Source organism: Bradyrhizobium sp. USDA 3650, assembly GCF_054057395.1.
This window is the reverse complement of record NZ_JBSRZG010000001.1, coordinates 672,843-696,708: the sequence shown is the minus strand read 5'-3', so window position 1 is coordinate 696,708 and position 23,866 is coordinate 672,843. Positions and strand designations below refer to the sequence as shown.

The window sequence follows — 23,866 nt, the reverse complement described above, 5'->3', positions numbered from 1 at the left end:
TCGCTTCCAGCGGAATTGCCCACAAGAATTGACCGAGAAAAAGCAAATTCCGGTGGCATCTACCATAGGCTAGACGACAGACCTGAGTCCTCAGGGCTGTTGAACCAGCGCTATGGCTGGGCCGACTATCACATCAACGACGCGGTTCCCATGAACCGCTGTTCGAAGGAACCGGCGTGGGCCGTTCTTGAGGGATTTTCGATGACACGTCGGCTTTTCAGAGTACTGGCAGCGCTTGGCCTCGCGGCCGGCCTCAGCGGTTTCGCGCTTCCCGCCTGTGCCGAGAAGCGCGTCGCGCTCGTGGTCGGCAACAACGACTATAGGAACGTTCCGAAGCTGCTCAAGGCGGTCAACGACGCCCGCACCATGGGCGATACGCTGAAGCAGCTCGGCTTCTCGGTGATGGTCGCCGAAAACCAGAGCCGGCAGCAATTTTCGGAGACGCTGCTCGCGTTCGATCGGACGATCGAGCCCGGCGACACCGCGTTCTTCTTCTATGCCGGCCACGGCTTCGAAATCGCCGGCCAGAATTACCTGCTGCCGACGGACGTGCCGGCAGCGACGGAAGGGCAGGAAGAGCTGGTGCGTGACGCCTCCATCCTGGCCGATCGCATCGTCGAGCGCCTCCAGAACAAGAAGGCGCGAACCTCGATCCTGGTGTTCGACGCCTGCCGCAACAACCCGTTCGAGCGCAAGGGTACCCGCGCCGTCTCCGGTGGTGGCGGGCTTGCCCCGATGGTGCAGCTGCCCGAAGGGGTGTTCTCGGTCTTCTCCGCGGGCCCGCGCCAGACCGCGCTCGACCGCCTCTCCAACGACGACGCCAATCCCAATTCGGTGTTCACGCGCACCTTCGCCAAGGAGCTGCTCCAGCCCGGCGAGAACCTGGTGCAGGTGGCGCAGCGTACGCGCCGTCTCGTCAGCGAGATGGCCGACACCGTCAAGCACAGGCAAGTGCCGGTCTATTTTGATCAGATGGTCGACGACGTCTTCCTCAGCGGCATCGCCAAGGATGCCGCCGCGCGCCCGGCCGATCCGCCGGCGCAGAAGCTCGCGGCGCTACCACCGGTCTCGGTGCCGCGCGTGCCAAAGGAAGAGACCACCAACGCGCCGATCGCGAGCTTCTCGCGCCACAATGGCGGGTGGAGCGTGGTGTTCTCCTTTGCAGATCCGACCCTCGGCGTTTCCTGGCGCATGGCCGGCAATGGCGACTTCCGCGAAACCGGCTTCATCGATACGCTCGACCCGCGCACGCGCAAGAGAATGCCGAACCCGTCGATCGAATTGCCGCCGGACGCGCAGGCCGGCACCATCGAGGTCCGCTATGTCGACCAGTCCGGTGACATGCAGGGCCCGTTCCCGATCAGGTTCGATCCCGAAGCCGCGCTGATCCGCGACCAGCGCAAGATCCTCGACATGACCGCGACGAGCTGGCTGTCATTCCGCGAGTTCAACGGGCTGCTGGTCTACTACACGCACCTCGTGTCCTACCGCTGCGCCATTCGCGAAGTGCGCATCGGCATCGACACCGCCGTTCCGAACCAGGTCTTGAAGATGCCGGGCTGCGACATGCGCGACCCCAGCGCGATCAGCGCCGGCATGCCGCTCTACATGAAGCTCGCACCGGCAACGCAGTTCATCTCGGTGGAGCTGACCTATCGCGACGGCAGCGTGTCGGAGATCAAGAGCTTCCGCAGCGCGAACCGCAGCAACAACTGATGAAGCGGGCGAAGGCGTCGCGCACGCTTTTGCCACCCGCTTCCTGATGAAGCGCTTGAGCTTGTCCTACTCCTCGTAAGGATAACCGTTGTGTTCGATGCGCACCGGCGCAAGCGGCGGCCTGCGCGGTGCGATCATGATCAAGACGAAAAGCACGTTGATCAGGATCCAGACGCCGAGCAGTATGAGGATTGTCTGCACTGCAATTTCCTGAATGAGTCGGAATTGACAGCAAGGCTAACGGCCATTCACAACTGCGGCAAATGAATCTTGCTTGCTGCAGTGCACGCAAACCTTGACCCGTAATGAGGACCCGGCCGTGAACCCCAATACGTCGCCGCATCCCCATGGATCCTCGGTGAAGGTCCGCTGTTGCATCGTTGGCGGTGGACCGGCCGGCATGATGCTCGGCTATCTCCTTGGGCGCGCCGGCATCGATGTCGTGGTGCTGGAGAAGCATGCGGATTTCTTCCGCGACTTCCGCGGCGACACCGTGCATCCCTCGACGCTCCAGGTGATGGACGAGCTCGGCCTGATCGACGGATTCCTGAAGTTGCCGCATCAGCGCTTGCAAAAGATGGACGGCCTGTTCGGCGGTACCCCCGTTCGCATCGCCGATCTCAGCCGCCTCCACACCAAGTACCCCTTCATTGCCTTCATGCCGCAATGGGATTTCCTGAATTTCCTGCGCGAGGCCGGCCAGCGCTTCGCCTCGCTGAAGGTGATGATGAACACGGAAGCGGTCGATCTGATCCGCCGCGGCGAGACCATCGCCGGCGTGCGGGCGAATACGCCGGATGGCATCGTGGACATCGAAGCCGATCTCACCATCGCCTGTGACGGCCGGCATTCGACCGTGCGCCAGCGTTCCGGCCTCGAGGTCGAGGAGATCGGCGCGCCAATGGACGTGCTGTGGTTTCGCGTTGGCCGCAAGGCGAACGAGACCGAGAACGTGTTCGCTCGCGTCGAGCCCGGCAAGATGATGATCACCTTCGACCGCGGCGACTATTGGCAATGCGCCTATGTCATCGCCAAGGGGCAATACGACGCGGTGAAGGCGAGGGGATTGCAGGCGCTGCTCGACGATGTCGTTCGCATGGCGCCGATCCTGAAGAGCGGCATTGCCGATGTGAAGAGCTTCGACGATTTCAAGCTGCTCACCGTCGCGATCAACCGCCTGAAGCGCTGGACGCGGCCGGGCCTGCTTCTCATCGGCGACGCCGCCCATGCGATGTCGCCGGTCGGCGGCGTCGGCGTCAATCTCGCCGTGCAGGATGCGGTCGCGACCGCAAATTTGCTGGCGGACAAGCTGCAGCGCGGCTGCCCGTCGGAGGAGGAGCTCGATGCCGTGCGCCGTCGCCGCGAATTCCCGGTAAAGATGACGCAGCGAATGCAGATGATCGTGCAGAACAACATCATCAGCGGCGCCTTGCAGGGCGGCGACCGGCCGCTGAAAGTGCCGATGATCGTGCGTCTCATCACCGCGGTGCCGTGGCTCCAGGGCATTCCGGCGCGCCTGCTCGCGCTTGGCGTCCGGCCCGAGCACGTGCAGTCGAAGGCTGCGCCGGCACGGTAGCGCAAGGACTTGGTAGGGATAACGCGGCGTTAAATCACGCGCGGCGCGTTGCCTGCGTACAACAGTTCAGATGCATTGAAGGCGCGCTGCTTGCCAATCCGGCGTCTTAACTGTCTTGATTCAAATTTGAGTAAGAACTGCGTGTGAGCGTGCATCCATCAAAGGACACGGGGTGTACCATGCGTAACAAGTTGATTGCCGCCTTCGCCTGCACGACCGCTCTGGTTTCGACCGGCGCCGCTTCCGCCGCCGATCTCGGTGCGCGCTACACGAAGGCGCCCGCCTATGCGGAGCCGCTGTTCAACTGGACCGGCTTCTATGTCGGCGGCCACATCGGCGGAGCATGGACCAACGAGCAGTTCATCAACAACGGGACCGGCGCGCCATTTGGCGATCTGACCCCGGGGCAGGGCTACCGTCAGCGCAACTCCGGCATCCTGGGCGGCGCCCAGATCGGCTACAATTGGCAGGCCAACAACTACGTGTTCGGTATGGAAGGCACGATCTCGGGCCTCGACAACAAGGGCTCGTTCTTGAACACCGCGTTCGGCGCGGGTGACGACGTGTTCTCCTGGCGCGCCAATGTGCTTGCCACCGTCGTCGGTCGCGCGGGCTTCGCCGTGCAGAACAACCTGTTCTACATCAAGGGCGGCTATGCCGGCGTGAACAACCGTCTCTCGGTCACCGACACGGTCGGCGTGGCCACCGGTTCTGGCGGTCAGACCCATTGGGCCAACGGCTGGACCGTCGGTGCCGGCTGGGAATACGGCATCACCCGCAACTGGATCGTCGGCCTCGAGTACAACTACGCAGCCTTCACCAGCCAGACCTATCAACTTGGCGGCACGTCGGGCAATTACAGCTTCGATGCCAAGCCGCGCGACCTCCAGTGGGCCGTCGTGCGCGCCAGCTACAAGTTCGACGCGCCTGTCATCGCCCGCTACTGAGTTGGGTCAACGAACGACCAAGCAGCCATAAAAGACGATCACTGCCCAAATTTAAAAGCCCCGGCATTGTCCGGGGCTTCTTTTTTGTGTGCAGGTTTTTGGCCTACGGCCTACGCCATCACCGAGAACCCGCCATCGACGGGGATCGCGGTGCCGGTGACGAAGTTGGACGCGGACGAGGCAAGAAACACGGTGATGCCGGCGAAGTCGTCGATGTCGCCCCACCGTCCCGCCGGCGTGCGTGCCAGCACCCGCTCGTGCAATCCCGATACCTGCTGCCGCGCACCGCGGGTCAGGTCGGTGTCGATCCAGCCCGGCAGGATGGCATTGACCTGGATGTTGTCGGGCGCCCACGCATTGGCGCAGGCGCGCGTGTACTGAACGATGCCGCCCTTGCTCGCCGCATAGGCCGTTGCGAAGCTCGCGCCGAAGATCGACATCATCGAGCCGATGTTGATCACCTTGCCGTTGCCGGACGCCTTCAGCGCGGGATAGGCCAGCTTCGAGCATAGGAAGGCGCTGGTGAGGTTGGTGTTGATCACCGTATTCCATTCGTCGAGCTCGAGCTCGTGCGGCGGCTTGCGGATGCTCATGCCGGCATTGTTGATGAGGATGTCGATGCGACCGAGATCCCTGACGACACGCTCGACCATCGCGGCGATGGCCGCCTTGTCGGTGACGTCGGTGGCAACACTGATCGCCTTCACACCGCGTTGACTGAGATCGGCCACCGCGGCTGCCGATTTGGTTTCGTTGCGTCCGACCACGGCGATGTTGGCGCCGGCATCGGCGAGGCCGCGGGCCATGCCGAGCCCGATGCCGCCATTGCCTCCCGTGACGATCGCGACCTTGCCGCGGAGATCGAACCGACTGGTTGTCATGCTGCTATTCCCTGGTTTCTTCTATTGGTTGCTCTGCCAGATCAGCACCAGCCCGAAGCCGGCCATGGCTGCGCCATAGCCGGCCCATTGCAACTGGTTGACCATGAAGCTCGATCGCGGCCACGCGACGGTGCCCGTGCCCTGTCCGATCCAGAGCAGCCCGACGGCAAGGGCAAACAGGCCTGCTACAAGCAGAAATCTGCGCATGCATTCCTCCCCATTGGTCCGCTTCTGTCGTGCCGCAGCATGACGATTGCCGCGGCCCGAAAACTTGCCGGGAGACTAGCCGTAGCCGTGGTCGGGATACAATGGCTGCTGATGCAGGCCGCAGGGCGGATGCATGTCCATACGCAAGGTCCGCTGAAGCACTGTACAACGAAAAAGCCCCGGCGATGCCGGGGCTTTGACGTCTGAAGATTAGGTCAGATCAGATCAGTACTTCGCGACGACCGGACCGGTCCAGTTGAAGCGGTAGACCAGCGAGGTCGAGATCGTCTGGTTCCAGGTGTTGGCGCGGATGTCGCGGCCGACGAGGACGTTGCCGGCATCGAACAGTTCGTTCTGGGTCTTGGCGTTGTAGAAGGCCGAGCGATATTCGGTCTTCATGAACCAGCCGGGCGACTGGATGCCGAAGATGTTCAGGTTGTTCTCGACGCCGCCGCCGATGAACCAGCCATTGCGGTTGTAGCTGTTGAGATGGATACCGGCGGGCACGCCGGCCAGGGTCATGAAGTTGGTCTGGCCGAAGTGAGCGCCCGAGTAACCGCCGTTGACATAGGAGAGAACATTCGGGGCAACCAGCCAGCCGAGGCGCACACCGGCGGCCCAGGAATCTTCCAGCTTCTGGTTGCCGGTGATGCCAGCGATCGGATCCTGAATGGTAGCACGGATGCTGCCGAACTGACCGTCAGCGAACACGCCGGCGACCCAGGTGCCGCTGAACTGCCAGTCGTAGCCGAGACCGACGGTGCCGAACCAGCCCGAGCCACCCTGGCGCTGATCGATCGTCAGGGGAACTGCGCCGACCGTGGTCTGCACGCGCTGGTCAGCGGCAGAGAGGCCGCCGCCGGCGCCGCCGAAGAGGTAGAAGCCGGTCCAGCTGGCGACGGGAGCCGCCATCGGCGCCTTCACGTAGGGACGGGCGCCAAGGTCAGCGGCCGAGGCCGAACCGGTCATCGCGGCAACCGCGGTCAGTGCGAGCAAAATCTTCTTCATCTTAAAATCCCCAAGCTTTGGTCTGTCTGGAAGGCGCGAGCGCACTGAAGTCCGTGTGATCTGATGTCCCGGACTATACCTGCTTCTCTCCGAAATGCTGTTGCAGAGCAGGCACAGTCGCCGGGAAACGCCGCACGGCAGGGAATCTGAGTGCCGTCGTCGGAATGTAAAATAAGCGCGTATTATCAATGCATTACGTCGAATTTTACGATTTGTATTTTGGTAACTTCTCGTTAGCAAATCCGGCTTTGTCCGAAACGGAGGCAATCCTGCATCAGCCTGGCTGGGTGAGTCGTTGGCCGAGTCGCGATGCGACGAGGCAGGGAATCACCGAAGCCGAGGCGGACCGTTGGCAGGATCGGCGGGCGGATCGTCAGGAAATGGCGGTTGTCGTCCCCAAAAACAAAGAGCCCCGGGCTTCATGCCGGGGCTCTTGATGGGATGCGACCGGGCAGCGCCTGCGGGTCAGACGTCCAGCAAATCGTCATTGGCGAATTCGGCCTTGTCCGAGATGAACGCGAAGCGCGCTTCGGCCTTGGTGCCCATCAGGCGCTCCACCGAATCCGCCGTGGTGTCGCGGTCGTCGGCGAGCAGAACCACTTTCAGCATGGTCCGCTTGGCCGGATCCATGGTGGTTTCCTTGAGCTGCGCCGGCATCATTTCGCCAAGGCCTTTGAAGCGATTGACCTCGACCTTGGCGTTGGCGTTGAACTCGCTCTTGATCAGCGCTGCCTTGTGCGCGTCATCGCGGGCGTAGACCGACTTCGTACCGTTGGTCAGCTTGTAGAGCGGCGGCACGGCGAGGAAGAGGTGGCCTTCGTCGATCAGCCGCGGCATCTGCCGGTAGAAGAAGGTGATCAGCAGCGAAGCGATGTGGGCACCGTCGACATCGGCGTCGGTCATGATGATGATGCGCTGATAGCGCAGATCCTCCTCGCGATACTGCGCCAGCATCCCGCAGCCGATCGCCTGCACGAGGTCGGCGAGCTGCGTGTTTGCCGTCAGCTTGTCCTTGCCGGCGGAGGCGACGTTGAGGATCTTGCCGCGCAGCGGCAGCACGGCCTGGGTCTTGCGGTCGCGCGCCTGCTTGGCACTGCCGCCGGCCGAGTCTCCCTCGACGATGAAGAGTTCTGAGCCGTCCAAACCCGCATCGCTGCAATCGGCGAGCTTCCCCGGCAGGCGCAGCTTCTTGCCGGCGGTCTTGCGCGCGGTCTCCTTCTCCTGCCGGCGGCGCAGCCGCTCCTCGGCGCGGTCGACCACGAAGTCGAGCAGCCTGTTGGCCTGGTTCGGATTGCCCGACAGCCAATGGTCGAACGGATCCTTCATCGCCTGTTCGACGATGCGCTGCGCTTCGGCGGTGGCGAGACGGTCCTTGGTCTGGCCCTGGAATTCGGGCTCGCGCACGAATACCGAGAGCATCACGGCTGCACCGACCATCACGTCTTCAGACGTAATGGACGACGCGCGCTTGCCCTGGCCGACGCGCTCGGCGTGATCCTTCAGACCGCGCAGCAGCGCGCTGCGCAGGCCGGATTCATGCGTACCGCCATCGGGCGTCGGCACGGTGTTGGTGTAGGACGACAGGAAGCCGTCGGCATCCGCGGTCCAGGCCACCGCCCATTCGCAGGCGCCATGCGCGCCGTTGCGGCCCGATTTGCCGGAGAAGATATCGGGATGCACCAGCGTGTCGGCATGGATCGCGGCCGCCAGATAATCCTTGAGGCCGCCAGGAAAGTGGAACGTCGCTTCCGCCGGCACGTCGTCGACGCCCTTGAGCAGTTCGGGCGCGCAATTCCAGCGGATCTCGACGCCGCCGAACAGATACGCCTTCGAACGCGTCATCTTGAACAGGCGCTGCGGCTTGAACGCTGCCTTTGCACCGAAGATGTCGGTGTCCGGCTTGAAGCGCACGCGGGTTCCGCGGCGGTTGTTGATCTTGCCGAGATCCTCGAGCTTGCCCTTCGGGTGGCCGCGCTCGAACGTCATGCGGTAGAGTTTCTGGCTGCGCGCGACCTCGACCTCCAGCAGCGAGGAGAGGGCGTTCACCACGGAGATGCCGACGCCGTGCAGGCCGCCCGAGGTCTCGTAGACCTTGCTGTCGAACTTGCCGCCTGAGTGCAGCGTGCACATGATGACTTCGAGCGCCGACTTCTTCGGGAATTTTGGATGCGGATCGATCGGGATGCCGCGGCCGTTGTCTGTGACGGTCAAGAAGCCGTCCGCGCTCAACTCGACTCCGATGAAGGTCGCATGCCCCGCCAGCGCCTCGTCCATCGAGTTGTCGATGACTTCGGCAAAAAGGTGATGCAGCGCCTTCTCGTCGGTGCCGCCGATATACATGCCGGGCCGGCGGCGCACCGGTTCCAGACCTTCGAGGACCTCGATGTCGGCTGCGGTGTAGTCGGCCTCGGCACCGCCTGCGCGCGGGGTCGCCTTGGCGGCGCGGGGCTTCGGCTCATCGCCGCCGAAAAAATCGTCTTTTGCTTTGGGCTTCAACTGCTTGGACATATATCTTTATGCGTTTTGAGGGCCGCATGAGCGGCGAATCGGTTGGGCCGACTATGCCACTTCTGACCTGGAAAGGTTATCGCAGGGCGGGCCGGGCGGTGTGGTTGGGAGCCAATCCCGGCGATTTTACGCCGCAGCCCCATCAATTCCCGGCAATGTGACGTTCCGGTCCGGTCTGGACCTGACTTTGTGACTTGATGTCACACAAGTCCTTGGCTTACCAGTCCTTTTCATCGAGCAGCACCTTCGGGCAGGGCGGAAAGGCTATTTTGAATGGAGCAGTTTGCGCACGCGCTGGCCGATTTCGTGCGCGCTCACCAGACATGGGCAGCTCCCATCGTGTTCGTGCTCGCCTTCGGGGAGTCGCTCGCCTTCATCTCGCTGTTGATCCCGGCCTGGGGCGCGTTGGTCGCGATCGGCGCGCTGATCGGCGCGAGCGGCATCAGCTTCTATCCGGTCTGGATCGCCGGCGGCATCGGCGCGGCGCTGGGCGATTGGGTCTCCTACTGGTTCGGCTACCGCTACAAGGAGAAGGTCGCCCAGATGTGGCCGCTCTCGCGCTATCCGGAACTCCTGCCCCGGGGCGAGGCCTTCGTGCGCAGCTGGGGCGTGCCGAGCATCTTCATCGGCCGCTTCTTCGGCCCGTTGCGTGCCTCCGTGCCGCTCGCAGCCGGCATTTTCGAGATGCCCTATTGGAGCTTCCAGGCCGCCAATTTCGTCTCGGCGCTGATCTGGTCGGCGGCGCTCCTGCTGTTCGGCGACGTGATCGCGAAGATCATGGAATGGATCTGGCGCGTGGTGTGACGTCCGAACCTTGACGCGAACCGCAACTGGCCCTATAGCCCCGCGCCATGATCAACGCTGCGACCATTTTGTTCGCCCGTCGCCGCCGCCGCTCTTTAGCGGTTTGGGCGGTCGATCGCGTTTGAGATCATCGTCTTTGCCGCTGGATCCGATCCGCGGCATTCTCTCTCCTGTCAGTGCGATCTGATCCGGCGGCCACCAAGGAGGCCAGCAGGAGACTACGATGTACACGCCACCCTTTTTCAAGCAGGACCGCGCCGCGAGCCTGAAGTTCGCCGACACGCGCGGCTTCGGCACCATCTGCGCCTTCGACGGCCACAAGCCGGTCGCCTCGCCAATTCCGTTCTATTTGACCTATGCCGCCGACGGCACGCCGCAGGCCGCCTTTCACGTCGCCCGTCACAATCCGCTGCTAAAGCTTGCGGACGGGACGACCTCCTGGCTGCTCGCGGTCAACGGCCCTGATGCTTACGTGTCGCCCGACTGGTACGTCTCGCCGGATCAGGTGCCGACCTGGCTGTATCAGTCGGTCCATCTGACCGGGCCGGTGCGGTTGTTGTCGAATGGTGAACTGGCCGTGCAGATCGACACGCTCAGCGACAAGTTTGAGAGCTGGCTGTTGCCGAAGAAGCCGTGGACCTCAGCCAAAATGACGGCGGGGCGGCTCGAGGCGCTGAAGAAGGGAATCGTGGGTCTGGTCATGACGGTTGAAGAGGTCGAAGGCAGCTTCAAGCTCAATCAGCACAAGTCCGACGCCGACTATACGGCGATCGCCAACGCGCTTGGCGCGCAAGCCCATGCCGACGCCAGGGAGATCGCGCAACTGATGCAGGACGTCAGGCCGGAGGCCTTCGCGTCCGAAACCAACATGCTCGAAAGGAGCGCGCCATGACCTTTTCTGAAGCCAGCCTCGACACCAAAAATGCCCCGAAGACCGGCGGTGCGACAAAGCCCGCCAGTGTCTTCGTCGACGGTGGCTCCGGCACCACCGGGCTCGGCATCAACGAGCGGCTGAAGCTGCAGAACGACGTGGTCGTGAAGACGATCGCCGACGACAAGCGCAAGGATCCCGCGGCCAAGAAAGCGCTGATGGAGGAGGTTGACCTCGTCATCCTCTGCCTGCCGGACGACGCTGCCAGGGAAACGGTTGCGCTCATCGACAGCATGGGGCCGTCAGGCCCGAAGGTGCTGGATGCCTCGACCGCGTACCGGGTCGCGCCCGATTGGGCCTATGGCTTTCCGGAGCTGACGCCGGATCAGGCTGGCAAGATCAAGGCTGCGAAGAAGGTCTCCAATCCCGGCTGCTATCCGACCGGCGCGATCGCGCTGCTGCGACCGATCGTCGATGCCGGCCTGCTGCCTGCGGACTATCCCGTCACCGTCAATGCGGTGAGCGGCTATTCCGGCGGCGGCAAGTCGATGATCGCGAGTTTCGAGGACGGCAGTGCGCCGTCGTTCGAGCTCTACGGCCTCGGCTTCGAGCACAAGCACCTGCCGGAGATGCAGCTCTATTCGAACCTGACCCGGCGGCCGATCTTCATCCCGTCCGTCGGCAATTTCCGGCAGGGCATGCTGGTCTCGGTGCCGCTCCAGCTCGACACGCTGCCCGGCAAGCCCAGCGGCGCCGATCTCCAGGCCGCGCTGGCCAAGCGTTACGCCAGCTCGAAATACGTCTCGGCGATGCCGCTTCAGAACGAAGCGACCAAGGCGGGCAAGCTTGAGCCGGAAGGGCTCAACGAGACCAACATGCTCGAGCTCTACGTCTTCGCCAGCGACAAACATCACCAGGCGGTGCTGGTCGCCCGGCTCGACAATCTCGGCAAGGGCGCGTCCGGCGCGGCCGTGCAGAACATGCGGCTGATGCTGGGCCTTGCCGAGGCGTAGCCGATCAGCGTTGGCTGCCAGACCGGTCCGGTGGACGAAGCGACGCTGCAACTTTCTACTCCGGCAAGACGATCCTGCGATGCCTGAAAGGAACGTGTGATGAGTTCGAAGAAAATCGGCATTCTCGGTGCCTCCGGCTACACCGGCGCCGATGCGGTGCGCCTGCTGGCGCGGCATCCGAATGCGGAAATCACGGCACTCACCGCCAACACCCATGCCGGCAAGGCCATGAGCGAGGTGTTTCCGCATTTCTTCATGCTGGATTTGCCCCAACTCGTGGAATGGGAAAAGGTCGACTGGACCAAGCTCGACGCGGTGTTCTGCGGGCTACCGCACGGCACCACGCAGCAGATCATCGCGGCCGTGCTGAAGGCCAACCCGAAGATCAAGGTCCTCGACATGTCCGCCGATTTCCGGCTGCGCGACAAGGAAACCTACGCGCAGTGGTACGGCCACGAACATCAGGCGCTCGCGTTGCAGGGCGAAGCCGTCTACGGCCTGACCGAATTCTATCGGGAGAAGATTACCGCGGCGCGGCTGGTCGCCTGTCCCGGCTGCTATCCGACGGCAGCGTTGTTGGCGCTGGTGCCGCTGGCGAAAGCAAAACTGATCGACGTCGAGGACATCCTGATCGACGCCAAGTCAGGCGTCACCGGCGCCGGACGTGGCCTGAAGCAGAACACACTATTCAGCGAGGCGGGCGAGGGGATTTCGCCATATTCGGTCGGCACGCACCGGCATGCGCCGGAGATCGAACAAGAGATCGGCGTCGCGGCGGGCGCGCGCGTGACCGTCAATTTCACGCCGCATCTCATACCGATGTCGCGGGGCGAACTCTGCACGTCCTACGTCAAGCTCAACGGCGCGACGCCGGACGATTTGCGGGCCGCCCTCGCGCAAGCCTACGCGAACGAGCCCTTCGTGCATGTCGTCAAGAAGGGCGTGCTGCCGCAGACCCAGAACGTACGCGGCTCGAACTATGTCCAGATCGGCGTCATCGCCGACCGGATCAAGAACCGCGCCATCGTGATTTCGGTGCTCGATAATCTGGTGAAGGGCTCGGCCGGTCAGGCGATCCAGAATATGAACCTGATGTTCGGATTCCCCGAGACCGCTGGACTGGAGCAGATCGCGCTGTTTCCCTGATCGGAGGGGTCGCTGTGGACGAAGGGACTCTGCAATTCTATCGCAGCAACGCCAGGTCCTATGCGGACTGGGCGAAGGCGCCCTCGACGCGGCTGCGAGGCTTTCTCGCTCTGCTGCCGTCCGGCGGCTCGATCCTCGATCCTCGAGCTCGGCTGTGGCGCCGGCAATCATTCGGCGGTGATGCTGGCCGAAGGTTTTTCGGTGCGCGCCACCGACGGCTCGCCTGAAATGGCCGAGATCGCGTCGCAGCGGCTCGGTCATGCCGTCGAGGCGATGCGGTTCGACCAGCTTGACGCGCACGAGGCCTATGACGGCGTCTGGGCCAGCGCCTGTCTCCTGCACGTGCCGCGCGACGAACTCGCCGGCATCCTGGCGCGGGTTCATCGCGCGCTCAGGCCCTCAGGCGTGTTCTATGCCAGCTACAAGATGGGCGAGGACGACGGCCGGGACAGTCTCGGGCGCTATTACAATTATGCGTCGCCAGAATGGCTCGAGGCGACCTACGCGAACGCAGGTCGATGGATCACGCTGTCGTCGGACAGGGAACGTCATCCAGAGCTTTGACGAGACGCCCGCGAACATGCTGCACCTCGTCGTTCGCAAGGCCTGATCTAAAACAACGAGGCCTGATCTCAAACCACCTTGAAGATCGCGACGGCCATCCCGGCCTGCGCGATGAAGCCGACGGTGAAGGCCACCGCCGCGGTCGAGGAGAACGTGTATGTCCGGGCCTCGGCCTCACCGAAGCGGCTTCGGCCGCGCAGGCGCGACCAGCCCGGGCATGACGACTGCGAGAGGCGGTTTCTCAGTACTTCGCGATGATCGGGCCGCCGAATTTGTAGTTGATGCGGGCGGTGATCAAATCGACGTCCTGGCCGATGCGGTCGGTGCGTGAGAACGTGCCGACCGGCGTCAGCGCGCCGTTGGAGGTGAGCGTGACGTCGTGGCGGCCCATGAACAGATGGTCGTATTCGAGGCCGACCGACCAGTTCGGGGCGAAGCCGTACTCGATGCCGACGCCGACCGTGCCGCCCCAGCGGGTGTCGTCGGCACCGTCGAACTCGGCTCCGGCCAGACCGCCCGTTCCGATGCCGCGGTAGCGGTTGCGGGTGACGGCGGCGCCGCCCTTCACGTAAAGCAGTGCGTTATTCCAGGCGTAGCCGACCTGGCCGGTGAACAGGCCGAAAGCATCGACACGGGTGCGGTTGGCGACGCCGGCCACGGCGCTGGCGTTCCGGCCCGAGAGATCGGCCCAGTCGCCCTGCGCTTCGAGGCCGAACACGAAGGCGCTGCTCTGCCAGCGATAACCGATCTGGCCGCCGGCGACGGCGCCCGTCGCGTCATGGCAGCCTTCCGCAACGCCGGGCGCGAAACCAACAGTCTGGTCCCAGCAATTGCGTGACGAGCCATAGCCGCCGTTGGCGCCGATGTAGAAGCCGCTCCAATCATAGATCGCGGCGATCATCGGCGGCGCCTTGGTGTAGGGACGGGCGGCGAGATCTGCGGCATTGGCCTGGGTCGCGACGGCTGCGAGCGACAACGCGCCGAGCGCGGATGCAATCTTCCAATTCATGTCTGCCTCGAATCATCAATGGGATGGCCAAATATACCTGTGGATGGCCGATCCTTCGCCGCAGCCCAAGGACGGCATCCCGGTTTTTGTCGGACTGTCATCCTTTGGCAACACCGGCAGTTGGGCAGGCTATCGAGGATTTTACTCCTTTGTTGCAGGCGCTAAGCCATCGGAGGCGCGCTCAAACCACCTTGAAGATCGCGACGGCGAGCACGGCCTGCGCGATGAAGCCGACGGTGAAGGCCACCGTGCGGAACACCGGGATCCCGAGCGCATAGACGATCAGATGCGCGACGCGGGACCAGAAATAGACGGCGCAGGCAAGCACCGTCCATTTCGAGGAGTAGTCGATCGCGTTCAGGATCAGCACCAGCGGCGCGAACAGCACGAGGTTCTCGACGGCGTTGTCATGCGCGAACATCAGCCGGTTCGCCCATTCTGATTGCGGCTTGTCGGTGCGCGAGGGATTGGCCATCGCGCCACCGAGACCGCGAATCTGGCAGCGGTTGATGGTGTAGGGAATCCAGAGGATTCCGGTCAGGACCACCGTCAGTGTCAGCCAGAACAATTCACGCGTCATAACCCGGTCCCCTCATCAATTTCTGCTGCAGGCGTGGAGCTTATACGAAAGCGCGGAAGATTCTGCTATGCGCGAACCCTGACATAGCTGCCGGGCGCGTCCTCGATCGGGGGAAACGCCTCGCTGCCGACCGTGCGGGCCGGGACTTCCTCAGGATCGAGTGCGCCCAGCCATTGCCGCCAGTCCGGCCACCAGGAGCCCTTGTGCTCGACCGCGCCCTTCATCCACTCGGCGACGTTGGCGGACTTGACGTTGTCGTTGGTCCAGTACTGGTATTTGTTCGAGGCGGGCGGATTGACCACGCCGGCGATGTGGCCCGAGCCGGACAGCACGTATTTCACCGGGCCGCCGAAGAACTGGGAGCCGTACAGCACCGATTCCGCCGGCGCGATATGGTCCTCGCGGGTTGCGAGATTGTAGATCGGCACCATGACCTTGGAGAGATCGAGCAGGGTGTTGTCCAGCACCAACGTGCCGGTCGAGAGCCGGTTCTCCAGATAGCAATTGCGCAGATAGTACGAATGGTTCGACGCCGTCATGCGCGTCGCGTCCGAATTCCAGTGCAGCAGGTCGAACGCGCTCGGCTGCTGGCCCTTGAGGTAATTGCTGACGACATAGGACCAGATCAAATCGTTGGAGCGCAGCATGTTGAAGGCCATCGCCATCTTCGAGCCTTCGAGCACGCCCGCCGCCTTCATGTCCTGCTCGAGGGATGCGATCTGCTCCTCGTCGACGAACACGAGCAAATCACCGGCATGGGTGAAGTCGACCTGTGCCGCGAAGAACGTCGCGGATGCCACGCGCTGGCGGCGCTTCTCGGCGAGCCAGGCCAGCGTGGTCGCGAGCATGGTGCCGCCGACGCAATAGCCGGCGGTGTGCACCTTCATCTCGCCGGTGACCTTCTCGATCACGTCCATCGCCGTGAGCGGGCCTTCCTTCATGTAGTCTTCCCAGCTCTTGGCACCTAACCGCTTGTCGGGATTGACCCATGAGATCACGAACACGGTGATGCCCTGGTCGACGCACCACTTGATGTAGGATTTTTCCGGCTTGAGATCGAGGATGTAGAACTTGTTGATCCAGGGCGGGATGATCAGAAGCGGCGTGCGCAGCACGTTCTCCGTCGCCGGCGCATACTGGATCAGCTGCATCATCTCGTTCTGGTAGATCACCTTGCCGGGCGTCGTCGCCATGTTCACGCCGACGACGAGATTGTCCGGATTGGACTGACGGATCTTCAGCGTGCCCTTGCCGGCGGCGATGTCCTCGGCCAGCATCTTCAGCCCGCGCGCGAGATTTTCGCCGCTGCTGGCCACCGTCGCGCGCAGCACTTCCGGATTGGTCAGCACGAAGTTGGAGGGCGATATCGCGTTGGTGAGCTGCTGGACGTAGAACTCGGCCTTGCGGCGGGTCTGCGGATCGAGCCCCTCGGCGTCGCGCACAAGCTCCTGCGCAAATTTGGTCGTGAGCAAATAGAGCTGCATCATGAAATCGAAGAACTGGTTCGACTTCCATTCCGGATCGGCAAAGCGCTTGTCGCGCGGCGAGGGCGCGATCGCGGGCGGGGCGTCCTGACCGGCCATCCGTCGCGCCGCCGAGCCCCAGAGGTCGAGATAGTCCTTGGCGAGCTTGGTCTGGAGTGCGGAGGACCGCGACGTATCCGACAGCCAGTATTCGGCGACGGCAGTGAAGGTCTTGACGACCTCGGCAAGCTCGGCCGGCGGACGATCCTGCACCTCGCCGCTCTCGCGCGGCTTCAGGTACGCGGCGAGCGCCTTGCCGCCGCTCTCCATCGCCCGTGCGACATTCATCGCGAAGGCTTCCGCATCGAACTTGGTCTCGGGTTTGGGCGTATCGGTCGTGGCCATACTCATGAGCAGAACAGTAACGATTCATTCCGTATTCGTCACCGCGAAGCTCGCATGTTTGGCATTAAACACTCTCGAAGATGTGTTGCAGTGCGACAAATTTTCTTGGTTCCGTCACAATCGAGCCGCACCGCTCGGCTTGGTGGACTGGGGCTAATTTCTCGCTCGGACCATTTGGGCAGCAATGGTTTGAGCTTGGGCGCGGACTTGGGTAAGGTTGCCCGGGGCCGTGCTTTGGGACGAAGTGGGGATTTCCCTAGTGTTGGCGTTGAGGGACCTGCAAAAGTCGCGACGGATCTGTGGCGCGCTGCTGATGGCGACGCTCGCCCTGGGCGGTTGCTCGAGCCAGCTTGCGGATATGACGCCGTCCGATGCGCAAGCGCATCCCAGGGAGGCCGGTAGCTATCTGCCGGTGCACGATCTGCCGCCGGATCGCGATCAGGCCGTCATGCCGCCGGACCAACGCGCCAAGATCGAGGCCGAGCTTGCTGCCGCGCGCGACCGTCAGGCGGTTGCCACCAAGGACGCGAAATAGCGCGCTGCAAGGTAATCGCTGGCGCCTCCGCCTCGCCGTGCTAAAAGACCTTAGTTCAGCCGAGAGTCAGGGCGAACGACTTCAGTCACCGTCGTCGATAATTGCTCTAAGTATTTGATCTTGAGTAATTTTCGCGAGGGAGGCGAGCGCCTTTCCGCATCGCCATTATGGCCTGTCGATTCTGTCCTGACCGGTTGCCCGGAGCCGAGAGAGCCATGGAAGAGTTTTACCGCATCCGCCGCCTTCCGCCTTACGTGTTCGAACAGGTCAACCGGGCCAAGGCAGCCGCGCGGAATGCCGGCGCCGACATCATCGACCTCGGCATGGGCAATCCCGACCTGCCGGCGCCAGCGCACGTGCTGGAGAAGCTGAAGGAGACGCTGGGCAAGCCGCGCACCGACCGCTACTCGGCCTCCCGCGGCATCCCCGGGCTGCGCCGGGCCCAGGCCGGCTACTACGCCCGCCGTTTCGGCGTGAAGCTCAATCCCGACACTCAAGTGGTGGCGACGCTCGGCTCCAAGGAGGGCTTTGCCAACGTGGCGCAGGCGATCACCGCGCCCGGCGACGTCATCCTTTGTCCGAATCCGAGCTACCCGATTCACGCCTTCGGCTTCTTGATGGCAGGCGGCGTGATCCGCTCGGTGCCCTCGGAGCCGACGCCGCAATTCTTCGAGGCTGTCGAGCGGGCGATCGTGCATTCGATCCCGAAGCCGCTGGCGCTCGTCGTCTGCTATCCTTCGAACCCGACCGCCTATGTCGCGAGCCTCGACTTCTACAAGGACCTGGTCGCATTCGCGAAGAAGCATGAGATCCTGATCCTGTCCGATCTCGCTTATGCCGAGGTTTATTTCGACGAAAGCAACCCGCCGCCCTCGGTGCTCCAGGTGCCGGGCGCGATGGACGTCGCTGTCGAGTTCACCTCGATGTCGAAGACCTATTCGATGGCTGGCTGGCGCATGGGCTTCGCGGTCGGCAACGAGCGCGTGATTGCGGCACTCGGCCGCGTCAAATCCTATCTCGACTACGGTGCGTTCACGCCGATCCAGGTCGCGGCGACCGCCGCGCTGAACGGACCGGACGATTGCATCAAGGAGATGCGCGACACCTACCGCAAGCGGCGCGACGCGCTGGTGGAATCCTTCGGCCGTGCCGGCTGGGAGATCCCGCCGCCGGAAGCGTCGATGTTTGCCTGGGTGCCGCTGCCGGAAGCCTTCCGCAGCGTCGGCAGCATGCAGTTCGCGACCCTGATGGTGGAGAAATCCGGTGTCGCGGTCTCGCCCGGCGTCGGCTTTGGCGAGCATGGTGAAGGATATGTCCGTATCGCCATGGTGGAAAACGAGCAACGGATCAGGCAGGCCGCGCGCGGCGTGCGCCGCTTCCTTGAAAGCGGCATCGAAACGTTGCACAACGTCGTTCCGCTCGCCACTCGGCGTTAAGTTCTCTTCCGCAGGTTTTCCAAGGCATCATGGTTGCACCCCTGAAAGTGGGCATAGCGGGGCTCGGCACCGTGGGCGCCGAAGTTGTCCGTCTGATTGAAACGCAGGCGCGCGTGCTTGCCGGCCGCAGCGGCCGCGGCATCCGTGTCGTCGCCGTCACCGCGCGCTCGAAGGCCAAGAAGCGCGGCGTCGATCTGCGCGGCATCGAATGGGTCAAGGATCCGCTTGCCCTTGCGACGCATCCCGGCATCGACTGCTTCGTCGAGCTGATGGGTGGCTCCGGCGATCCCGCGCTGGCGGCGGTGGAAGCTGCGCTGAACGCCGGCAAGTCCGTTGTCACCGCCAACAAGGCGTTGCTGGCAAAGCACGGCCTCAAGCTGGCAAAGGCCGCCGAAAAGCATGGCGGCGCGCTGAATTTCGAGGCAGCCGTCGGCGCTGCGATCCCTGTCATCAAGACGTTACGCGAAGGTCTTGCCGGAACCGGCATCAACCGGGTCTACGGCATCCTCAACGGCACCTGCAATTACATCCTGACCCGGATGGAGCAGGAGGGCCTGTCCTTCGCCGAATGCCTGAAGGACGCGCAACGGCTCGGCTATGCCGAGGCCAATCCGTCCTTCGACGTCGACGGCCACGATACTGCGCAAAAGCTCGCCATTCTCGCCAGCCTCGCTTTCGGCACGAAAGTTGCTCAAAGCGCCGTGTATGTCGAAGGTATCTCCTCCATCGCGCCGGAAGATCTCCGTGCCGCCGACGATCTTGGTTACCGGCTCAAGCTGCTCGGCGTCGCCGTTCGCACCGCCAAGGGTATCGAGCAGCGCGTGCATCCGACCATGGTTCCAAAATCCTCGTCGATCGCACAGGTGATGGGTGTCACCAATGCTGTCACGATCGATGGCGAGGGCATCCCGCCGATCACGCTGGTCGGCCCCGGTGCCGGGGGAGCGGCGACCGCATCCGCCGTCGTCGCCGACATTGCTGACGTCGCGCGCGGCATTCGCGCCAATCCGTTCGGCCGGCCGATTGCGCAGCTGCGCGATACCAAGAAGGCGCCGATGGAGCGCCACGAGGGCGGCTACTATATCCGCCTTCTGGCACGCGATTTCCCGGGCACCGCGGCTGCGATCGCGACGCGGCTCGCGGAGCAGAAGATTTCGATCGAGTCGATCGTGCAGCGCCATCCCAATGGCGGCGCTGCGCCGGCAGACGGCAAGGCGGTCCCGGTGCCCGTCATCCTGATCACCTATGCCACGCACGAGGACGCCGTGCGCCGCGCGCTCGCGGCCGTGCAGAAGGACAAAGTGATCAGCGGACGGCCGCAGGTCATACGGATCGAGAAGAACTGAGCATGCTCCGGACCCGAAGGACCGCATTAGCGTGAAGTGTGAAGCGGTTTTCCGGAAAGAGCATGCTTAAGCAATGACACGGTTCGAACGAACTGTGGGTGTTACGAGTTGATGCGGCGGAGATGTCCGTCCAAAACTGTTTCGAAGGAGTGAGCCGATGTCGACCCATATTTCAGTCCCGCCGCAAGCGTTGCTCGAGCGCATTCTCACGCTGGAGATCGTGCGTGTGACGGAGCGGGCGGCGGTGTCTTCGGCGCGTCTGCGCGGGCACGGCAACGAGAAGGCGGCCGATCAGGCCGCCGTGGACGCAATGCGGCGCGAGCTCAACAAGCTCCCGATCGAGGGCACCATCGTCATCGGCGAGGGCGAGCGCGACGAGGCGCCGATGCTCTTCATCGGCGAGAAGGTCGGCATGAACGCCGGCCCGCAAGTCGACATCGCGGTCGATCCGCTCGAAGGCACCACGCTGTGCGCCAAGAACATGCCGGGCTCGATTGCCACCATGGCGATGGCCGACGGCGGCACGCTGTTGCACGCCCCCGACGTCTACATGCAGAAGCTCGCGATCGGTCCCGGCTATGACAAGGGCGTCGTCGAGCTCGATGCGACACCGGCCGAAAACGTCCGCCGCCTCGCCAAGGCCAAGGGCGTCAAGCCCGACGGCATCACCGTTCTCGTGCTCGACCGCCCGCGCCATGCCAGCATCATCGAGAGCGTGCGCTCGACCGGCGCCGCCGTGCGCCTCATCACCGACGGCGACGTCGCCGGTGTGATCCACTGCGCCGACCCCGACAATACCGGCGTCGACATGTATCTCGGCACCGGCGGCGCGCCCGAAGGCGTGCTCGCGGCCGTGGCGCTGCGCTGCATCGGCGGCCAGATGCAGTGCCGTCTCATCCTCGACTCCGACGAGAAGCGCGAACGCGCCGCCAAGATGGGCGTCAACGATCCCAAGATGATCTACGGCATCGAGGACATGGCGCGCGGCGACTGTCTGTTCGCTGCCACCGGCGTCACCACGGGCTCGCTGCTGTCAGGCGTCAAATTCCGCAAGGACGGCGTGATCGAGACCGAAACGGTGGTGATGCGTTCCGTCACCGGCACCGTGCGCTACATCAAGGCCGAGCACCGCGAACTGGCGAAGTTCCATTTGGACTGATCGACGTAATGACGACGGCCGTCATTCCGGGCTTACGCCTCACGGCGCATCCCGGAATGACCAATAATAAGCAGCCTAAAGGGAAGCGCGCATGTCGGATCTCACCGCCGTCAAAGCCCTTGTCTTCGACGTGTTCGGCACCGTCGTCGACTGGCGCACCAGCCTGATCACCGATTTCATGTGGTGGGCGAAGGGCCGCGGCATCAGCGCCGACTGGACCGCCTTGGTCGACGGCTGGCGCGGCATGTACATGGCTTCGATGGATGACGTGCGCAAACATCCCGAGCGCGGCTATGTCATGTTAGATGATCTGCATCGTCGCTCGCTGGAAAAGCTGGTCGCGCAATTTTCGATTCCAGGCCTGACCGAAGCCGATCTCGATCACCTCACCAAGGGGTGGCACCGCCTGCATCCGTGGCCCGACAGCGTCGCGGGCCTGACGCGGCTGAAGACGAAATTCGTGATCTCGCCGCTGTCGAATGGCAATGTCGCGCTGCTGACCAACATGGCGAAGTTCGCAGGGCTTCCCTGGGACCTCGTCATGTCGGCCGAGCTGTTCGAGCACTACAAGCCCGATCCCGAAACCTATCTCGGCGCCGCGCGCCTGCTGTGCCTCAAGCCGGAAGAGGTGATGATGGTCGCCGCCCACAACGGCGATCTCGCCGCCGCCCAGAAGAACGGGCTGAAGACGGCTTTCGTGGCGCGACCGACCGAATACGGTCCGCTCCAGAAGGTCGATTTCGAGGCCACCGGCAATTGGGACATCGTCGCCAGGGATTTTGGCGGGATCGCCGACAAGCTCGGGTGCTAGGGCGGCTGCGACTTTGCAGAGGGCCAAGGCTCAGCCTCGCAGCACGTTCCACGGGGCGAAGGCGTTGTTGACGCCCTCGAGCGCCGGGCCGAGTTGCGGCACATGCCGCAGCAGCACCGATTTCATTCCGTTGTTGTGGATCCAGTCCAGACCGAAATTGGTGTAGACTTCCGCCCGGTAGTCATCGGTGAAGAACCGGTCGCTCTTCAAACGCCGCGATGCCATCAGGATGAAAATGCGGAAGGCGGTATCGCTGAAGCCAAAACCGTCCGGCAGGTCCTCGGCCAATAGTCCGACCATCAGATCAACGCGATCGACATCGCCCTTGTAGATCGCGCGCATCTTCCCGGCGGCACCGGGGATGCTGGTGATTTCCTCGAATGTCTTGACCCGCTTTTTGCCGACCAGTTCGCGGAATCGATTGTAGCGCGGCACGCCGCGCTCGCGATCACGCATGATGTCGATCGCCGCCACGTCGAGCAGCGGCTGGTCGTCTTTCGTGAACTGGCGCAGAAAGTTGGGATAGTTGTGGAGGCGAATGGCGCCGGGATGAGCGGTGCCGAACGAGTACAGCAGGTCGACGAAGCCGTGAGTCTGCATGAACTCGCGGGAGGCGGGGCCCTGCATATCGAGCAGGTCGCTAGGGGTAATCTCTGTGCTATCGAGCCGCCGCACATCAATCGTTTCCGGGATCAGCGGGTGCAGGCGGTACACGGCGGTGAATTCCTCCGTCATCGCGTAGGGCGCGCTGTGCTGGTCCGTCGGAGAGCCGATGATACCAAAGGCGGCTTCGCTGTTCTTGCCGAGCACTGCGCGCAGCACCCGGCACGGGATCCCCGACCAGTTCGCGTGCATGCTGAAGTCCAGTGCGGGATGGCCGAGGATGCCTGGCGTCCATTCGACGGTGTGGATCTTGGCGATCAGGGCCGCGTTGATCAGCCGCGCATGCTGGAATAGCGCCTCGTCGTTCCAGGTCGGATACCGCGTCTTCAAGCCGTCGCAGATGACATTGTGCTCGCGTGCAAAGAGGTTGTGCAGCAGGCTGAGCCCCACCCACCAATTGTCGTTGAAGCCGGTGAGATCGGCGCCCGGATGCACCGGATCGGCTGGAAGCATCCCATCATCGCCGACCGAGATCTTCCCATCTGCCCGGGAACGGATCTGCATCTGCCTCGCGCGGTCGCTGCCGTAGATCTGTCCGGCGTCCCACCAGTGCGAGTTGAGGTTGCGGAACGTGGGGGTCGCGCCGAGCCATGGTTCACGTGGCGTCTCGTCGCAAACGGTCCGACGGATCTTCATGCAGCCGTCGATCCGCTGATCCGCTGGCCATTTGTCGTTTGGCTTCAGCGGAATCTTGAACTCGTTTCCCGACTTAGGGGACCCATGGCTGAACCAATTATGGGTTTCGAACTGGATCCAGGCGGCGGCCAGCAGATTGAGGCTGGTCGCGGGAATGAATTCGCGGCGCGCCAGCAATTCCTCCGAGATCACGCGCGGACTGGGTTCGAGCAGGTCGTCCAGGCTGTCCGGCACGCAGTCGGGTAGCGCGAAATTGCGTCCGAACCGGGCGCCAGCCATACCCATGCGCGGATGGTCGAGGCTGTTGAACGAGCCGTCGGCGGAACGCCAGCGCTCATTGCCCGTGTTCCAGCGAGGCGATGTCGTGCCGTAGCCGGTATGGTGCAGATTGCGCTCCCGAAGCCGGTCGCGGAACGCCGAGAGATTGGCAGCTCCGAGCAGCCTCGGCAGTTTGTCCCATCTGACAAAGAAGTTGATGGCCCGATAGACAACATCCGGGACCCGTTGGAGCCGATCACGATGAAAGACAAAACCATCGTTCTCGCGGGACATTGACGCTCCCAAACAAATTCACGTCAAACA

The 23,866-nt window shown here is 63.4% G+C and carries 21 protein-coding genes and 1 pseudogene; 13 read left to right on the top strand and 9 right to left on the bottom strand.

The features are described from left to right. Positions 1-201: 201 nt before the first annotated feature. Entirely contained in the window at positions 202-1,716 is a 1,515-nt protein-coding gene (locus ACVIN2_RS03420; protein WP_219680313.1) for a caspase family protein, read from the top strand. 66 nt (positions 1,717-1,782) lie between these two features. On the opposite strand, the gene ACVIN2_RS03415 is transcribed toward ACVIN2_RS03420, so the two are convergent. After that, positions 1,783-1,917: a hypothetical protein gene (locus ACVIN2_RS03415; protein ID WP_456764490.1), complete on the bottom strand. Its 135-nt coding sequence runs from the start codon at positions 1,915-1,917 to the stop codon at positions 1,783-1,785. Between the two features lie 118 nt (positions 1,918-2,035). Here ACVIN2_RS03415 and ACVIN2_RS03410 point away from each other — a divergent pair, with 118 nt between their 5' ends. Continuing rightward, positions 2,036-3,292, top strand: coding sequence for an FAD-dependent oxidoreductase (locus ACVIN2_RS03410; RefSeq protein WP_456764489.1), 1,257 nt, complete (start codon positions 2,036-2,038; stop codon positions 3,290-3,292). Between the two features lie 179 nt (positions 3,293-3,471). After that, entirely contained in the window at positions 3,472-4,239 is a 768-nt protein-coding gene (locus tag ACVIN2_RS03405) for an outer membrane protein (protein WP_456764488.1), read from the top strand. 110 nt (positions 4,240-4,349) lie between these two features. Here the strand turns inward: ACVIN2_RS03405 and ACVIN2_RS03400 are convergent, their stop codons facing one another. From ACVIN2_RS03400 to parE, 4 genes are all read right to left on the bottom strand, one after another. Next, positions 4,350-5,120 (bottom strand): SDR family NAD(P)-dependent oxidoreductase, encoded by a 771-nt coding sequence (locus ACVIN2_RS03400; protein WP_456764487.1) that lies wholly within the window; start codon positions 5,118-5,120, stop codon positions 4,350-4,352. A gap of 21 nt (positions 5,121-5,141) precedes the next feature. Further along, entirely contained in the window at positions 5,142-5,327 is a 186-nt protein-coding gene (locus tag ACVIN2_RS03395) for a hypothetical protein (RefSeq protein ID WP_007591540.1), read from the bottom strand. A gap of 225 nt (positions 5,328-5,552) precedes the next feature. After that, positions 5,553-6,335 carry an outer membrane protein gene (locus ACVIN2_RS03390; protein WP_456764486.1) on the bottom strand — a complete coding sequence of 261 codons (783 nt, stop codon included), beginning with the start codon at positions 6,333-6,335 and terminating at the stop codon, positions 5,553-5,555. Between the two features lie 465 nt (positions 6,336-6,800). Beyond that, positions 6,801-8,843, bottom strand: a complete 2,043-nt coding sequence (parE, locus tag ACVIN2_RS03385) for a DNA topoisomerase IV subunit B (RefSeq protein WP_027569873.1) — start codon at positions 8,841-8,843, stop codon at positions 6,801-6,803. 273 nt (positions 8,844-9,116) lie between these two features. On the opposite strand from parE, the gene ACVIN2_RS03380 reads away from it, so the two are divergent. The 5 genes and pseudogenes from ACVIN2_RS03380 (at position 9,117) to ACVIN2_RS03360 (ending at position 13,287) form a co-directional block, all read left to right on the top strand. Next, positions 9,117-9,647 carry a DedA family protein gene (locus ACVIN2_RS03380; RefSeq protein WP_027569874.1) on the top strand — a complete coding sequence of 177 codons (531 nt, stop codon included), beginning with the start codon at positions 9,117-9,119 and terminating at the stop codon, positions 9,645-9,647. Between the two features lie 223 nt (positions 9,648-9,870). Beyond that, positions 9,871-10,539, top strand: a complete 669-nt coding sequence (locus tag ACVIN2_RS03375) for an FMN-binding negative transcriptional regulator (RefSeq protein ID WP_456764485.1) — start codon at positions 9,871-9,873, stop codon at positions 10,537-10,539. After that, a complete protein-coding gene (gene argC / locus ACVIN2_RS03370; RefSeq protein ID WP_456764484.1) occupies positions 10,536-11,531 on the top strand; it encodes an N-acetyl-gamma-glutamyl-phosphate reductase in 996 nt (331 codons plus the stop codon). The genes ACVIN2_RS03375 and argC (ACVIN2_RS03370) overlap by 4 nt, the downstream gene beginning before the upstream one ends. 99 nt (positions 11,532-11,630) lie before the next feature. Further along, the gene (gene argC, locus ACVIN2_RS03365) at positions 11,631-12,677 is read left to right on the top strand and encodes an N-acetyl-gamma-glutamyl-phosphate reductase (protein ID WP_456764483.1); all 1,047 of its coding nucleotides are present in this window, start codon (positions 11,631-11,633) and stop codon (positions 12,675-12,677) included. A gap of 14 nt (positions 12,678-12,691) precedes the next feature. After that, positions 12,692-13,287: pseudogene (locus ACVIN2_RS03360) on the top strand (class I SAM-dependent DNA methyltransferase). Between the two features lie 195 nt (positions 13,288-13,482). On the opposite strand, the gene ACVIN2_RS03355 reads toward ACVIN2_RS03360, so the two are convergent. The 3 genes from ACVIN2_RS03355 to ACVIN2_RS03345 form a co-directional block, all read right to left on the bottom strand. Beyond that, the gene (locus ACVIN2_RS03355) at positions 13,483-14,250 is read right to left on the bottom strand and encodes an outer membrane protein (protein WP_456764482.1); all 768 of its coding nucleotides are present in this window, start codon (positions 14,248-14,250) and stop codon (positions 13,483-13,485) included. A gap of 181 nt (positions 14,251-14,431) precedes the next feature. After that, a complete protein-coding gene (locus ACVIN2_RS03350) occupies positions 14,432-14,830 on the bottom strand; it encodes an MAPEG family protein (protein WP_027517739.1) in 399 nt (132 codons plus the stop codon). 65 nt (positions 14,831-14,895) lie between these two features. After that, positions 14,896-16,704, bottom strand: coding sequence for a PHA/PHB synthase family protein (locus tag ACVIN2_RS03345; protein ID WP_456764481.1), 1,809 nt, complete (start codon positions 16,702-16,704; stop codon positions 14,896-14,898). Between the two features lie 253 nt (positions 16,705-16,957). Here ACVIN2_RS03345 and ACVIN2_RS03340 point away from each other — a divergent pair, with 253 nt between their 5' ends. The 5 genes from ACVIN2_RS03340 to ACVIN2_RS03320 all read left to right on the top strand — a co-directional run bounded on the left by ACVIN2_RS03340 (position 16,958) and on the right by ACVIN2_RS03320 (position 21,985). Next, on the top strand, positions 16,958-17,233 hold the full coding sequence (locus tag ACVIN2_RS03340) for a hypothetical protein (protein WP_027517741.1): 276 nt from the start codon (positions 16,958-16,960) through the stop codon (positions 17,231-17,233). Positions 17,234-17,448: 215 nt separating this feature from the next. Then, positions 17,449-18,669, top strand: a complete 1,221-nt coding sequence (locus ACVIN2_RS03335; protein ID WP_018454429.1) for an LL-diaminopimelate aminotransferase — start codon at positions 17,449-17,451, stop codon at positions 18,667-18,669. Positions 18,670-18,698: 29 nt separating this feature from the next. Continuing rightward, positions 18,699-20,015, top strand: a complete 1,317-nt coding sequence (locus tag ACVIN2_RS03330; RefSeq protein ID WP_456764480.1) for a homoserine dehydrogenase — start codon at positions 18,699-18,701, stop codon at positions 20,013-20,015. Between the two features lie 157 nt (positions 20,016-20,172). Next, positions 20,173-21,174: a class II fructose-bisphosphatase gene (glpX, locus tag ACVIN2_RS03325; protein WP_007609885.1), complete on the top strand. Its 1,002-nt coding sequence runs from the start codon at positions 20,173-20,175 to the stop codon at positions 21,172-21,174. A gap of 91 nt (positions 21,175-21,265) precedes the next feature. Further along, a complete protein-coding gene (locus tag ACVIN2_RS03320; protein WP_456764479.1) occupies positions 21,266-21,985 on the top strand; it encodes a haloacid dehalogenase type II in 720 nt (239 codons plus the stop codon). Positions 21,986-22,015: 30 nt separating this feature from the next. On the opposite strand, the gene ACVIN2_RS03315 is transcribed toward ACVIN2_RS03320, so the two are convergent. Next, on the bottom strand, positions 22,016-23,836 hold the full coding sequence (locus ACVIN2_RS03315) for a peroxidase family protein (protein ID WP_456764478.1): 1,821 nt from the start codon (positions 23,834-23,836) through the stop codon (positions 22,016-22,018). Between the last annotated feature and the right edge of the window lie 30 nt (positions 23,837-23,866).

Excerpts from the sequence above, each read along its gene's own strand:
- ACVIN2_RS03420 (WP_219680313.1), top strand. The coding sequence starts at position 202 with ATGACACGTCGGCTTTTCAGAGTACTGGCAGCGCTTGGCCTCGCGGCC.
- ACVIN2_RS03405 (WP_456764488.1), top strand. The coding sequence starts at position 3,472 with ATGCGTAACAAGTTGATTGCCGCCTTCGCCTGCACGACCGCTCTGGTT.
- ACVIN2_RS03400 (WP_456764487.1), bottom strand. The coding sequence starts at position 5,120 with ATGACAACCAGTCGGTTCGATCTCCGCGGCAAGGTCGCGATCGTCACG.
- ACVIN2_RS03395 (WP_007591540.1), bottom strand. The coding sequence starts at position 5,327 with ATGCGCAGATTTCTGCTTGTAGCAGGCCTGTTTGCCCTTGCCGTCGGG.
- ACVIN2_RS03390 (WP_456764486.1), bottom strand. The coding sequence starts at position 6,335 with ATGAAGAAGATTTTGCTCGCACTGACCGCGGTTGCCGCGATGACCGGT.
- parE (WP_027569873.1), bottom strand. The coding sequence starts at position 8,843 with ATGTCCAAGCAGTTGAAGCCCAAAGCAAAAGACGATTTTTTCGGCGGC.
- ACVIN2_RS03380 (WP_027569874.1), top strand. The coding sequence starts at position 9,117 with ATGGAGCAGTTTGCGCACGCGCTGGCCGATTTCGTGCGCGCTCACCAG.
- ACVIN2_RS03375 (WP_456764485.1), top strand. The coding sequence starts at position 9,871 with ATGTACACGCCACCCTTTTTCAAGCAGGACCGCGCCGCGAGCCTGAAG.
- argC (WP_456764484.1), top strand. The coding sequence starts at position 10,536 with ATGACCTTTTCTGAAGCCAGCCTCGACACCAAAAATGCCCCGAAGACC.
- argC (WP_456764483.1), top strand. The coding sequence starts at position 11,631 with ATGAGTTCGAAGAAAATCGGCATTCTCGGTGCCTCCGGCTACACCGGC.
- ACVIN2_RS03355 (WP_456764482.1), bottom strand. The coding sequence starts at position 14,250 with ATGAATTGGAAGATTGCATCCGCGCTCGGCGCGTTGTCGCTCGCAGCC.
- ACVIN2_RS03350 (WP_027517739.1), bottom strand. The coding sequence starts at position 14,830 with ATGACGCGTGAATTGTTCTGGCTGACACTGACGGTGGTCCTGACCGGA.
- ACVIN2_RS03345 (WP_456764481.1), bottom strand. The coding sequence starts at position 16,704 with ATGAGTATGGCCACGACCGATACGCCCAAACCCGAGACCAAGTTCGAT.
- ACVIN2_RS03335 (WP_018454429.1), top strand. The coding sequence starts at position 17,449 with ATGGAAGAGTTTTACCGCATCCGCCGCCTTCCGCCTTACGTGTTCGAA.
- ACVIN2_RS03330 (WP_456764480.1), top strand. The coding sequence starts at position 18,699 with ATGGTTGCACCCCTGAAAGTGGGCATAGCGGGGCTCGGCACCGTGGGC.
- glpX (WP_007609885.1), top strand. The coding sequence starts at position 20,173 with ATGTCGACCCATATTTCAGTCCCGCCGCAAGCGTTGCTCGAGCGCATT.
- ACVIN2_RS03320 (WP_456764479.1), top strand. The coding sequence starts at position 21,266 with ATGTCGGATCTCACCGCCGTCAAAGCCCTTGTCTTCGACGTGTTCGGC.
- ACVIN2_RS03315 (WP_456764478.1), bottom strand. The coding sequence starts at position 23,836 with ATGTCCCGCGAGAACGATGGTTTTGTCTTTCATCGTGATCGGCTCCAA.